Source organism: Pseudomonas sp. S2_B07 (assembly GCF_054668435.1).
Genome location: NZ_CP162769.1, coordinates 346,210 through 358,777 on the forward strand (window position 1 = coordinate 346,210; position 12,568 = coordinate 358,777).

The window sequence follows — 12,568 nt, forward strand, 5'->3', positions numbered from 1 at the left end:
GTTCGCGCGACGTGGCGTCGTTCAGACGTGCGCGAGTTGTCTGACGAAACGAGAGGCGGGTTCCGCCTTGATTTGATCTAAATCAACAGCAGGTCCATGCGGGTGGACAACCTTATGAGACGGCCCTTTATCAGGTATGCACTCATGAACATCGACAAGGCAATCTCCGGCCGGCGCTCGGCGCGTGAATACACGACAGAAGCTGTTGATGAGAACGTCCTGCGGCGTTTAATCAGTGCCGCGGCCCAGGCGCCCAGCGCAATGAACCAACAACCGTGGACTTTCACGGTGATTCGCGATCAGGCACTGCTGGATCGAATCTCCCGTGAAGCGAAAGCGCACATGCTCAAGACGATGCCCGCTGGCTTCCATTCCGAGCACTTCCATACGTTGCTCAATGACGAAAACTTTCAGATCTTCTATCACGCACCTGCACTCATCCTGATTTCGGGAAATGCTCCGAGTCCTTGGATCGTCGAAGACTGTGCCCTGGCTGCCGAGAATCTGATGCTCGCCGCCTATGCAGAAGGACTTGCCACCTGTTGGATCGGTTTCGCGCAGAGCTTTCTTAATACGCCGGATGGCAAGCATGCCCTGGGCCTGCCGGCCGAGTGGACGCCAGTGGCGCCCATTATCGTTGGCCATCCGAAATCTGCGCCTGGCCCCCTCTCACACAAGACGCCCGAGGTTCGCTGGATTGGCTGATCGCAAAACACTCTACCGCCCATGACATGGAGGACGCGGATGTGCTTTGCGATGGGCTGGCGATGCGTCACCAAGGGAACACGGCGGCTGCCACTATCGACCGTCTAGCCGCAACCTCATTTGTCTGGCTGTTTTCTGATGTGGATCAGATTATCCACCTGCCTGGCTCCTAATCTCGAACCATCCCCACCACCGTATTGAGAAGAGCTGAAATGAACAAATCAAGCGTGATCGGACAATGCATGTTGATAGCGGCGAGTGTTTTCTTGATGCCATCCAGCAGCGTCTTCGCCAACCCACCCCTGTCACCGCAAGGTGGCATGACCCATCATTTCCAGGACTTCGATTGGGTCAAACATACGCAGCGGAGCCTGGATAAACTGAAAGCCAAGCTCAATCTCAAGCCGGAGCAAATGCCCGCCTGGGAGACATGGGCTACCGGGGTCACCGCGGATGCCAATCAGCAACTGGAAAAGGACAAGGCCCGGCGCAACGAGATGGCGAGCGCGAAGCAAGCGCCTCTTGATGAAACGACGCCGGAAAGAATGGCAAAAGGGATAGAGCGTCTGCGCGCAGAAACCAACTGGATGCAGGCGCAGTTGGTGCGTCTGGATGCTGCTCAGGTGCGTACCAAAACGTTTTATGACGCTCTGGGAACTGAACAGAAAACCATATTCGACCTGTTCTGGACAGCGATGCATCACAGGAATGCTGGCTATGACGGTTCGCAGATGCCAATGCAAATGCCGATGCAGATGCCAATGCAGATGCCGATGCAAATGCACATGCCAAGACCGCAAATGGACGGCGACCAGGACCAAACAGACCTGAAGTAGGCGCTGACTCACTGTTCGATTGGGTGAACATCATGAACCTCGACACGGTAAGACGGTGCGCGTTGACAGGGATCATCCTGATTGTCACAAGCCTGGCCTTACCGGCCAATGCCGACTCGCATCACGGCAGTGCAGGGGCATTTTGGTGGGGCATAGGCCTGGGACTGGGCCTCGGTTGGGAAGCTGCGCGTATTCCCGGTCCTTATTACTACCCTGCCTATCCGGTTTATTACTATCCCGCTCCGACTTACTACTACCCGGCCAATCCACCTACAGTGATCATCGAATCGCCGCCAGCAATCCTCCCTCCCGGCGCAACCACGGGGGCTGCACCGCCCGCCGCGCAGTCACCGCCCAATTGGTATTACTGCGACTCTGCCAAAGGCTATTACCCCTATGTGCGCCAGTGCCCTGAAGCGTGGCGCATGGTTCCCGCGACCCCCCCCGGCCGCATACGCTGAAGGGGTGAGCGGGGCTCGCCCGCCGGTCTGGAGTCAGATCGTGAGTCAATATCAACGCTCAGACGCGCGTTTTTCATCCCACTGGACGGGCTCTTGCAATGAAGCTCACCGCCGTACCGTCTCAGGAACCGTTACCCGCCTTGCTATCGGCCTCGCTCAAGGACTGGCAGGTGATTGGCAATGATCAGATTGCCGCGGTTTTTGACGAAATTGCTGATCTGCTGGAAATCGATGACGCCAACCCCTTTCGGATCCGGGCCTACCGTAATGCGGCGCGCACGTTAAGGGCGTTGACCTTCGAGCTCGCGGAGACCATCGCGCGTGGCGAACCACTGCCCAAACTGACCGGTATCGGAGTTGATCTGGCAGGCAAGATCAACGAAATCGTTACCACCGGAAATTGTGCTTTGCGCCAGCGGTTGCGTTCGACATTACCGCCCGGATTGGTTGAACTGCTGTCCATCGCCGGATTGGGCCCCAAACGTGTCAGGCACCTGTATCACGATCTGGGGATCGAAACCGCGCAGCAGTTATGCGAGGCGGCTCGACAGGGGCGAATCCGCCATCTGCCCGGCTTCGGCGAAAAGATGGAAACGCGGCTGTTAAGTGCCGCGCAGCAGGGGATCGGAAAAGAACACCGTTTGCCGCTGGCGTTTGTGGAGCCCGTGGCGCGCCGGCTGATCGAATACTTGCAGCAGCTTGCGGGCATCGAGGAAGCAACGGTGGCCGGAAGTCTGCGTCGCATGCGCGACACCGTCGGTGATATCGACATCCTCGTGGCCGCAGCGCCGTCTGTGAACGTCACGGCACACTTGCTCAAGCACCCGGAGATTTCCACCGTGTTGGTTAAAGGGCGCACGCGTGCCAGCGTCGTGCTGGGTTCAGGCCTGCAAGTGGATGTGCGTATTGTAAAACCGGCGCAATTTGGCGCCGCTCTGGTGTATTTCACTGGCAGCAAGGCGCATAACATCGCGATTCGCCAGAGGGCCCGGAAGTTGGGGCTCAAACTCAATGAATATGGGGTGTTCAAGGCCGCAGAATGCGTGGCCCATACCACCGAGGTGGCGGTTTATCAGGCCTTGGGGTTGGTATGGATCACCCCGGAACTGCGCGAAAATCGCGGTGAAGTCGAGGCGGCACTGACAGGTCGTTTACCGAGGCTGATTGAGTTGAGCGACCTCAAAGGTGACCTGCATGCTCATACCCGTGACTCGGATGGCGGCAATAGCCTGGAAGAGATCGCGTTGGCGGCGCAGCAAGCCGGGTTGGAATACCTGGCAATTACCGACCACTCCCGGTCCCTCAGGGTGGCCCATGGTCTGGACACTGATCGATTGTTGAAGCAAATCGACCAGATCGATTCGCTCAATGCCCGTTTGCAGGGCATAACCTTGCTCAAGGGTGTTGAGGTCGACATTCTCGAAGACGGGCGCCTGGATCTGCCGGACGACATTCTGGGGCGCCTGGATCTGGTGGTGGGCGCCGTCCACAGTCATTTCGGCTTGACGCTGCATCAACAAACCCAACGCCTGCTCAGGGCCATGGATCATCGCTACTTCAGCATACTGGCACACCCCCTGTGTCGGTTGATCAATGAACGCGCGCCTCTGAACATGGACCTGCCTGCAATCATCAAGGCAGCCGCTGAGCGTGGTTGCTGCCTGGAACTCAACTCGCAACCCCAGCGCATGGATCTGTTTGACCTGCAGTGCCAATACGCCAAGGATCAAGGGGTGCTCATCAGCATCAATTCGGACGCCCATCGCACCGCGGATTTTTCTTATTTGCGCTACGGGGTCGCTCAGGCGCGCCGAGCCTGGCTGGAAAAACACGATGTGCTCAATACCCGTTCGCTGACCTCACTCAAGTCGTTTTTACGGGATGGCGGTGGTCGACCGCAAAGCGCACAAAACTGATATCAGCCGTTGACAGTCTTGTTGTCCGGGGTCCGGGGTCCGGGGCCAGTTGGTGTCCAGGTACACCTTCTGCATAAATCAAAAAGGGGGCTGAAACTCCCCGCTATTACTGCTCAAAAGACGCAAATTGATCTAGATCAACACACGCAGACGGCATCAAGCCATAAAGCTTTGTATGAAGTAGAAACGGCCGACAAAGTCTCCCCCATCCAATGGAGAAACATCGTGATGCCTTCACATATCCGCTGGTTCAAAGAGCTGGGTATCAACGATGTATCGCTGGTGGGTGGCAAGAACGCCTCGCTGGGAGAGATGTACCAGAACCTCACGACTGAGGGGGTATGCATCCCCAACGGCTTTGCCATCACCGTTGAGGCGTATCGTTATGTACTTGATCACAATAGGGCCTGGCAGCCTCTGCATGCGGCACTTGACGGACTCGACCCCGCCAACATCAAGGATTTGCAGGCGCGGGGGGAAAAGGCGAGGGCGATTGTATATGGCTGTTCATTGCCGGAAGACCTAAAGACGGCGATTTTGCACAGTTATGCCCAACTCAAAAAAGAATACGGCGAAAACATTTCATTGGCAGTGCGTTCCTCGGCGACCGCTGAAGATTCGCCGCAGGCCTCATTTGCCGGGCAGAACGACAGCTATCTCAACATTGCCGGTGACGATGATCTGCTTGATGCCTACAAACGTTGCCTGGCATCCAACTTTACCGACCGCTCCATTCACTACAAATACGACAATGGCTTTGATTACTACAAGGTCTATCTCGCCGTCGTGGTCATGAAAATGGTGCGTAGCGATATCGGGGCCAGTGGCGTGATGTTTTCGCTGGACACGGAAACAGGCTTCAGGGATGTCGTCTTCATCAATGCCGCGCTGGGGCTTGGCGAGAATGTGGTGCAGGGCACAATCGACCCCGACAGCTTCTATGTGCACAAACCCAGCTTTCTCCAGGGTTATCGGGCGGTCTTGAAGCGCAGCCTGGGCAGCAAAGCAAAGAAGATGATTTTTACCGACACGCTCAATACCGGCAATATCGCGGTGGAATACACCGAGAATATTGACACGCCCCACGAAGAACGAACCCGCTTTAGCCTCTCTGATGCGGATGTGATGGTGCTGGCCGACTATGCCATCAAGGTTGAAAACCACTACTCGAGCAAAGCCGGTTTTTACAAGCCCATGGATATGGAATGGGCCAAAGACGGGATCGATGGCCGCTTATATATCGTACAGGCGCGACCGGAAACGGTGGAGTCGCAAAAGAAAGGCAGCGTGCTTGAGATTTACCATCTCAAGCAAAGATCAACAGTGCTGCTCAAGGGCAGGGCGGTCGGTACCCGAATTGGCGCCGGCAAGGCGCGTGTCATCAACGATGCCAAGCATCTCAGTGATTTCCAACCGGGCGAGGTGCTGGTCTCAGATACCACGGCACCCGACTGGGAACCTGTCATGAAGACCGCAGCGGCTATTGTGACGAGCCGGGGCGGCCGTACTTGTCACGCCGCCATCGTGTCGCGTGAACTGGGCATTCCCGCCATCGTGGGAACCGCAAACGCGGCAGAGAAAATAGAAACCGGCACACCGATCACCATTAGCTGCGCCGAAGGCGAAACCGGAAACGTCTATGAAGGCATTCTGGATTTTGACATTCAGCACACCGATCTCAGCCAGCTGGGACATCCAAAAACAAAGATTATGATGAACCTGGGCAATCCTGATCAGGCCTTTAGTCTTGCCTCGCTACCGGTGGATGGCATTGGTCTGGCGCGTATGGAATTCATTATCAATGAGTACATCAAGGTGCATCCGATGGCGCTCGTACACCCGGAAAAGGTGGATGACACGACACGCGAAAAAATCGCTGCCCTGAGTATTGCTTACAATGATCCTGCGGACTTTTTCGTCAAGACCTTGGCCGAAGGCGTCGCCACAATTGCGGCGGCGGTGTATCCAAAACCCTGCGTCGTGCGCATGAGCGACTTCAAAAGCAACGAATACGCGACCCTGCTGGGCGGTCAGTATTTCGAGCCGGAAGAAGACAACCCGATGATCGGCTTTCGTGGGGCGTCCCGTTATACCCATAGTGCCTATGCCGAAGGTTTTGCGCTGGAATGCGCGGCAATGAAGCGGGTGCGCGACGAGATAGGCCTGACTAACGTCAAATTGATGATCCCTTTTTGCCGCAGAGTGGAGGAGGGTGAAAAGGTGTTGGCAGCGATGGCCAGCCATGGCCTCAAGCGCGGAGAGAACGGACTGGAGGTCTACGTCATGTGCGAGATCCCCAACAACGTCATCCTGATCGACGCCTTCGCCAAACTGTTCGACGGGTTCTCCATCGGCTCCAATGACCTGACCCAATTGACGCTCGGCGTGGATCGCGATTCGGAAATCGTCGCCTTCGATTTCGATGAACGCGATCCGGGAGTGAAACAGATGATTCGTCTGGCGGTGGAGGGAGCAAAACGCAACGGCCGCCACTCCGGTATCTGCGGACAGGCGCCGTCTGACTATCCCGAGATGGCTGAATTTCTGGTGGAAATTGGCATCGACTCGATAAGCCTCAATCCGGATGCAGTGCTCGCCACGACTCGGCATGTTCTGGCGGTGGAAAAGCGCCTGTCACTTAATCGCACACCGTAAAGCCGTTGCCGCATGGCCCGCCTGATCAAGATCCGCAAAACTGCCGATTACATTGAGGTGTCGACGTGTATGCCTTCTTGCCACGTGAGTTGCCGGAGCCACTCTGCACACTGACCGAGCTCGCGCTTAACCTGCGCTGGACCTGGAATCATGCACTCGACGACCTGTGGAAATCGATTGACCCAGAACTTTGGGAGCGCACCCATAATCCGTGGATGATTCTGCAGAATGCTTCGCAGCAGCGTCTTGACGAACTCTGCCGAGATGCCCATTTCTCGCAGAAACTGGCGCACGCCATTGCAGAGCATCGGAGTTATCTCGACGACTCAGGCTGGTATGCGCAGCGGCAACCGGCTGGCGATTCGGCGCGTATCGCTTATTTCAGTATGGAGTACGGTCTGAGTGAGGCCTTTCCGCTCTATGCCGGCGGACTCGGTGTGCTTGCAGGGGATTACCTCAAGACGGCGAGCGACATGGGTGCTCCAATCCTTGGGGTGGGTTTGCTCTATCAGGAAGGCTATTTTCGGCAATACATCGACGCGCAAGGCAGGCAGCATGAGGCCTATCCTTACAACGATGCCACCAGCCTGCCGATTCAGCCAACCATCGGAAATGAAGGGGCCTGGCTGAAAATCGTGCTGCAACTTCCCGGTCGCACTTTGTATTTGCGTATCTGGCAGGCCATTGTCGGACGTACGCGCCTGTACCTGCTGGACAGTAACGATCTGCGCAACGGTGCCGCCGATCGCGGTATCACCTCTAAGTTGTACGGCGGCGGCTCGGAAATGCGTTTGCTCCAGGAAGTGGTGCTCGGCATCGGTGGCTGGGCGGTACTCGACGCACTGGGGATCGACGTGGACGTGTGCCACCTTAACGAAGGTCATGCCGCACTGCTTGTGCTGGAACGTGCCCGTCGCTTTATGCACAAGATGGGAACATCGTTCTGGGAGGCGTGGTGGGCAACGCGTGCGGGTAATGTATTCACAACGCATACGCCAGTGGCTGCGGGTTTCGACTCATTTCCACCCGCGCTTATTTACAAGTATGCGCGCGAGTTTCTCGAAGACTGTCGCATTTCATTGCGCGAACTGCTTGCGTTGGGCCGGCGTGATCCGGCGAACGACGATGAGCCTTTCAACATGGCTTTTCTGGCATTGCGTGGGTGCGCCCAGTGCAATGCCGTGAGTCGTTTGCATGGCGAGGTTAGCCGTCGATTGTTCAGTGATCTTTATCCACGCTGGCCGCTTCAAGAGATACCCGTAGGGCATATTACCAACGGCGTCCATGTGCCATCCTGGGATTCAGTGTGGTCCGATCACCTGTGGACCAGCACCTGTGGCAAGGAACGTTGGCTCGGCACGGTGGAGTCTCTCTCAGGGACGGTCTCCAACAGTGATGACAGGGCCTTGTGGACGATGGCCGCCGAGCAACGCCGCGATTTGGTGCATTACACGCGTCACCGTTTGGCATGGCATCTTGGACAACGTGGCGAGTCACCGCTGCACGTCGAAGAAGCCGCGCAGGTGCTCGATCCCAATTGCCTGACGCTCGGCTTCGCGCGGCGATTCACCGACTATAAGCGACCGAATCTGTTGCTGCATGACCCGGAGCGCCTGAGTCGCCTGCTAACCGATGAACATCGACCGGTCCAACTGATCATCGCCGGTAAAGCCCATCCCAATGACGAGCAGGGCAAGCAGCTGATCCAGGCATGGATGGAGTTTGTTCATCGTCCAAATCTACGAAGGCATGTCGTGTTCCTGGAGGATTACGACATTGAACTGGCCCAACAGTTGGTGCAAGGCGTCGATGTCTGGATCAATACACCGCGACGACCATGGGAAGCCTGCGGCACCAGTGGTATGAAGGTTCTGGTCAATGGCGGACTGAACCTGTCCCAACTGGACGGCTGGTGGGCGGAGGCGTACCAGTCCACCTGCGGTTGGGCGATCGGCGACGACGCCCCCAGCGACGATGTCGCCGACGCCGAGTGCTTGTACCGCTTGCTCGAAGAAGAAGTAGTCCCCACCTTTTACATGCGCGACACGCAGGGAATTCCACGAGGATGGGTGCAACGCATGCGCGCCAGCATGTCGCAATTGGGGCCGCAATTCAGTAGCAATCGCATGCTGCTCGAATACCTGGACGGTTGTTACCAACCGGCGATCCAGGCTTTCCGACGCCGTAGCAAGGATAAGGCCGAGCTCGCACGTGCGCTTCATGCCTGGCAGAAGGCGGTTGCCTTGGGATGGGACAACATTCATTTCGGCACGGTCGATGCGAAACACGACGGCGAGCGGCTGTACATCAGCGTGCCGGTCTATCTGGGGGAGATCGCACCGGAGTGGGTAAGGGTGGAACTCTATGCCGCCCCATACGATGAACACCCGGCAGAATGCCTGCCGATGAACGCTGTCGGGCCCATTCCCGGCGCCATTCAAGGCTATATCTTTTCCATCTCTGTCTCTGCCACGCGGCCCGTGGATGGCTACACCCCTCGGGTACGCGCCTGGCACTCAGACGCCTTTCTGCCAGCGGAAAATGCACTTATTGCATGGCAACGTTGACGCTGACCCGTCTTCACTCGACCGATCTCAATGTATTTCAGCTGGAAGATCAGCACGACGATGACGAGTCCATTTGAATGGGTGATTGCGCACAACCACTAAACACCTAGACACCCTCTGGAAGCTTCGACTGCATCCTTTCTCTTCTATCCAGTTTGCGTCCGTCCATGACGAAGGAACCATCACCCACTGAATGAATGGTTCGTGTCTCTTTGCGTGAATCGTCGATGTAGGCGGCGAGGCCTTCGAGGACAACAATATTGTGTTTCTCGATGACATCGATAACGTTGCATTCGATATTGGCCAAGCACTCCTTAATCAAGGGTGACCTGACATGTTTGCCTTTCACGGGCGTCAATCCGAATGTTGCAAACTTGTCTGTGTCCGCACCGGAACAGGTCCCCACACCAATAACGCAATCGATCAAATCGACGGTGGGGATTGAAATGACGCACTCCTTGGTTTTCAGAAGCGCGGCGTATGAATAGTTCCAGGGGCCGGTGGTCATGGCGAAAGTCGGCGTGAAGCCCATCACCATGGTCCACGAAATGGTCATGATGTTGTTCTTCTGGCCGTCATTTGTGGTGACGAAGACCACCGGGCCTGGCTCCATCAGTGTGAATGCTGTGTTGATTTTCATCTTTTTCAACGTCAGGCACTCCCATTGGCTCTGATCGACAGCTTCCGCTCAGACGGAATCGAATGCTCCATTTTCAGCCAGCAAGGTGGCTATCTGGGCGGTGCTGTCGAGTACGTGCACGTGCTGCGTCACACACTCGGGCAGCAGGCGAAATGGCGGCACGCTGTCAGAGATCGCAATGTGCTCGAAAAGCGGCGGGTCGAACAGTTGGCTGCCCGCCGTAAACAAACCATGGGTCGCCGCGGCGAATAATCGGGTGGCTCCACCCTTTTGACAGGCAAGGCCCGCATGCTTCAGCGTTTCACCGGTACTGATCAGGTCGTCGAAAACAATGGCTGTCTTACCCGATACGTCGCCCACCAAGAGGGTGCCCGTCAGCGTCGCGTGAGCACGGTGCTTTTCCATCAGCGCACTGCCCACTGAGCGTCCCAGTTGTCGTTCGAGGGCCTGACGAAACTGTTCGGCGCGCTTGGCACCACCGGAATCCGGGGACACCGCTACCACGTCGGCGTCGCCGACGAACCTGGCGAAATGCTCGGCGAATAATTCTGTGCACTGCACGTTCCACGCAGGAATGCGAAAGGCATTGTCGAACGCGGCCGGATTATGCACCTCCAGGGCAACCAGACGATCAACGTGGCAGGCTTCAAAAATGGTCGCCAGGTAGCGGGTGATCGTTGGGTCTTGAGGTTGGCTGCGACGATCTTTGCGTCCGTAACAGAGGTAGGGTGTTACGACTTGCACATGGCGAGCACCGGCATCCTTGAGTGCTCCGCAAAAGAACAACAGGCGACACAACTTATCGTTAGCGCTCTGCCGATCATCCCCATACAAGGAATGGAACACCACGACCTCGCGACCGTTAACCGACGCCAGCGGTCGGCATTTATGTTCGCCATCTTCATAGTTGCGTTCTTCATGAAGGGCCAGTTGGCAGCCAAGCCGCTGCGCGACGCGGGTTGCATAGTGCTCACTGCCTTGCAGGGCAAAAAGAAGCGGGCGGTCAGTGAGCATGCATTGGCTCCTTTGAGGCTTATCGAACAGTTGCGCCGTCATCTGACAGCACCATGCCGTAACACTTCAATGCAGAACTCCATTTCGTAGGGCGGGACGTTGCATTCGACGATGTCATGGGCGGCAACTTGCAGATGCACGCCGATAATGTCGGCACGGATCGGTTGCTGGCAAACATGCCGGTCAACCAATACCGCCGTGTAGACCCGACGGGCCCCCAGTTGCGCCAGATAGGCACAGGTGCGCAGGAGTGAATGGCCCTCAAAAAGCACATCGTCGACAACAAGCAGGGTTGTATTGGCAAGGTCCAGCGCGCCCAGAAGCGGGTTCTCGGTCAATTCCGTATGTGCATGCAGGACCTTGAGGTCATCGGCATAGCGCTTGACCTTCAGGGGGTACAGCGGCAGTTCTGGCTGGCCGGTCTGACGCGAAAGATGCTGCTGTAAGCGCTGTGCCAGAGGCTCGCCGCGGCGCTGGATGCCAATCAGTGCCGATTGAGCGGGCGGCAACAATATCGCCGCTTGGCGCGCCATCGCCTGCAGCACGCCATCGAGTTCATCGCTGTCGTACAAGCGCAACCGCTGACTCGCAAGTGGGGCAGACATTGCCGTCTCCTGTCGAAACCAATCAACCGCCAAAAAGTGCGGGGCCACTGCCAACGTAATCCCGCTCGGCTCGGCCCTATTGATATTGATCAAGTACGGAGAAATGAAATGTCAATCCATGAGCGGCGTTAGTCCATTGATCGGTCTTGCGCAGGGATTTGATATAAATCAACGCCTGGGCGACATCAACGGAGGACTCTGAATCAAACGCTGGCGTCTGATCCGGCGCGTCAAGTCCCCCCTGTCTGGAGTCAGATCATGAGCCAATATCAACGCTTGTTACTCATCATCAACCCGGCCCTGCGCCATTCCCCTGCGATAAACCATGCGGCCGCCCTGGCCAAGGCCAGCGGCGCGAGCTTGCATATTGCTGCGTTTATAAAGCCGTTGAAGATACTGTCACTGCTTGACGAAGGCGAGCAGGAAAAGGCCCTGGAAAGCTATCGTCAGGACCATCGCGACTGGCTGCAGAACCAGGCCACCAAACTCCACGCTCTCGGGCTCGAAGTGACGACGGAGGTGGCGTGGACCGATGACATGAAGCAAGACATTCTTGATCGCGTCACGGAAATGCAGCCCGACCTGTTGATCAAGGAAGTGCAACACGAATCAGCGCTCAAACGCGCGTTCTTCACTCCGCTGGATTGGCATTTGTTGCGCCACTGCCCAATACCGATCTATCTGGTGGGCGGCGGTGGCCATGCCTTGCCGCGCAAGGTCGTGGCGGCGGTTGACGCTTCGGATACGGCGCCTGCAAACAGCGAGCTGAACGAGCGGATCATTCAGCAAGCCACCAACCTGGCGTTGCAGTGCGATGCCGAGTTGCACCTGCTGTATGCCTGCGATCTTTCTGGGGTCTATCTGGCGGACATGGGGGGGCTGGCGCTTCAAGACATCACCAAAGAGTTGCGCACCACCGAGGAACAATCGTTCATTAAATTGGCCGGTCGGTATGGCGTCCCCTCTGACCGTCGGCATTTTGTTCTCGGACACCCGGTCTCGGCGTTGAGCGATTTTGCCAGCGAGCAGAAGGTGGATGTGATCGTGATGGGCAGAGTCCAGTATCACGGCCTGGAGAAGCTGCTGGGCAGCACGACCGAACACATTCTGTACCAGGTGCCTTGCAGCGTTCTGGCCGTCTAGATCGGGCCAGGCCATGTTGAAACGAA

The 12,568-nt window shown here is 56.8% G+C and carries 10 protein-coding genes; 7 read left to right on the forward strand and 3 right to left on the reverse strand.

Annotation, left to right across the window (positions count from 1 at the left end; translation table 11 throughout):
• Positions 1 to 144 precede the first annotated feature (144 nt).
• The 6 genes from AB4N43_RS01685 (at position 145) to glgP (ending at position 9,140) form a co-directional block, all read left to right on the forward strand.
• The gene (locus AB4N43_RS01685) at positions 145 to 705 is read left to right on the forward strand and encodes a nitroreductase family protein (RefSeq protein ID WP_027923127.1); all 561 of its coding nucleotides are present in this window, start codon (positions 145 to 147) and stop codon (positions 703 to 705) included.
• A 212-nt stretch (positions 706 to 917) separates the two neighbouring features.
• The gene (locus tag AB4N43_RS01690) at positions 918 to 1,541 is read left to right on the forward strand and encodes a Spy/CpxP family protein refolding chaperone (protein WP_059182942.1); all 624 of its coding nucleotides are present in this window, start codon (positions 918 to 920) and stop codon (positions 1,539 to 1,541) included.
• Between the two features lie 62 nt (positions 1,542 to 1,603).
• Complete coding sequence (locus AB4N43_RS01695; protein WP_460152937.1) at positions 1,604 to 2,002, forward strand: hypothetical protein; 399 nt, start codon at positions 1,604 to 1,606, stop codon at positions 2,000 to 2,002.
• 98 nt (positions 2,003 to 2,100) lie between these two features.
• Positions 2,101 to 3,918 carry a DNA polymerase/3'-5' exonuclease PolX gene (polX, locus tag AB4N43_RS01700; protein ID WP_460152939.1) on the forward strand — a complete coding sequence of 606 codons (1,818 nt, stop codon included), beginning with the start codon at positions 2,101 to 2,103 and terminating at the stop codon, positions 3,916 to 3,918.
• 228 nt (positions 3,919 to 4,146) lie between these two features.
• Complete coding sequence (gene ppsA, locus AB4N43_RS01705) at positions 4,147 to 6,573, forward strand: phosphoenolpyruvate synthase (protein WP_460154191.1); 2,427 nt, start codon at positions 4,147 to 4,149, stop codon at positions 6,571 to 6,573.
• Between the two features lie 65 nt (positions 6,574 to 6,638).
• A complete protein-coding gene (gene glgP / locus AB4N43_RS01710) occupies positions 6,639 to 9,140 on the forward strand; it encodes an alpha-glucan family phosphorylase (protein WP_460152941.1) in 2,502 nt (833 codons plus the stop codon).
• 106 nt (positions 9,141 to 9,246) lie between these two features.
• Here glgP and AB4N43_RS01715 read toward each other — a convergent pair whose 3' ends face one another.
• The 3 genes from AB4N43_RS01715 to AB4N43_RS01725 are packed head-to-tail and all read right to left on the reverse strand — an operon-like array spanning position 9,247 to position 11,399.
• Positions 9,247 to 9,780 (reverse strand): flavin reductase family protein, encoded by a 534-nt coding sequence (locus AB4N43_RS01715; RefSeq protein ID WP_460154192.1) that lies wholly within the window; start codon positions 9,778 to 9,780, stop codon positions 9,247 to 9,249.
• A 48-nt stretch (positions 9,781 to 9,828) separates the two neighbouring features.
• Complete coding sequence (locus tag AB4N43_RS01720) at positions 9,829 to 10,794, reverse strand: ribose-phosphate diphosphokinase (RefSeq protein ID WP_194940064.1); 966 nt, start codon at positions 10,792 to 10,794, stop codon at positions 9,829 to 9,831.
• 38 nt (positions 10,795 to 10,832) lie between these two features.
• A complete protein-coding gene (locus AB4N43_RS01725; RefSeq protein ID WP_027923134.1) occupies positions 10,833 to 11,399 on the reverse strand; it encodes a phosphoribosyltransferase family protein in 567 nt (188 codons plus the stop codon).
• 258 nt (positions 11,400 to 11,657) lie between these two features.
• Between AB4N43_RS01725 and AB4N43_RS01730 the strand changes: the two genes are divergently transcribed.
• Complete coding sequence (locus AB4N43_RS01730) at positions 11,658 to 12,542, forward strand: universal stress protein (protein ID WP_027923135.1); 885 nt, start codon at positions 11,658 to 11,660, stop codon at positions 12,540 to 12,542.
• Positions 12,543 to 12,568 lie beyond the last annotated feature (26 nt).

What these genes read in the sequence shown, in the direction of transcription:
- AB4N43_RS01685 (WP_027923127.1), top strand. Translation starts at nt 145, where the DNA reads ATGAACATCGACAAGGCAATCTCCGGCCGGCGCTCGGCGCGTGAATAC.
- AB4N43_RS01690 (WP_059182942.1), top strand. Translation starts at nt 918, where the DNA reads ATGAACAAATCAAGCGTGATCGGACAATGCATGTTGATAGCGGCGAGT.
- polX (WP_460152939.1), top strand. Translation starts at nt 2,101, where the DNA reads ATGAAGCTCACCGCCGTACCGTCTCAGGAACCGTTACCCGCCTTGCTA.
- ppsA (WP_460154191.1), top strand. Translation starts at nt 4,147, where the DNA reads ATGCCTTCACATATCCGCTGGTTCAAAGAGCTGGGTATCAACGATGTA.
- AB4N43_RS01715 (WP_460154192.1), bottom strand. Translation starts at nt 9,780, where the DNA reads ATGAAAATCAACACAGCATTCACACTGATGGAGCCAGGCCCGGTGGTC.
- AB4N43_RS01720 (WP_194940064.1), bottom strand. Translation starts at nt 10,794, where the DNA reads ATGCTCACTGACCGCCCGCTTCTTTTTGCCCTGCAAGGCAGTGAGCAC.
- AB4N43_RS01725 (WP_027923134.1), bottom strand. Translation starts at nt 11,399, where the DNA reads ATGTCTGCCCCACTTGCGAGTCAGCGGTTGCGCTTGTACGACAGCGAT.
- AB4N43_RS01730 (WP_027923135.1), top strand. Translation starts at nt 11,658, where the DNA reads ATGAGCCAATATCAACGCTTGTTACTCATCATCAACCCGGCCCTGCGC.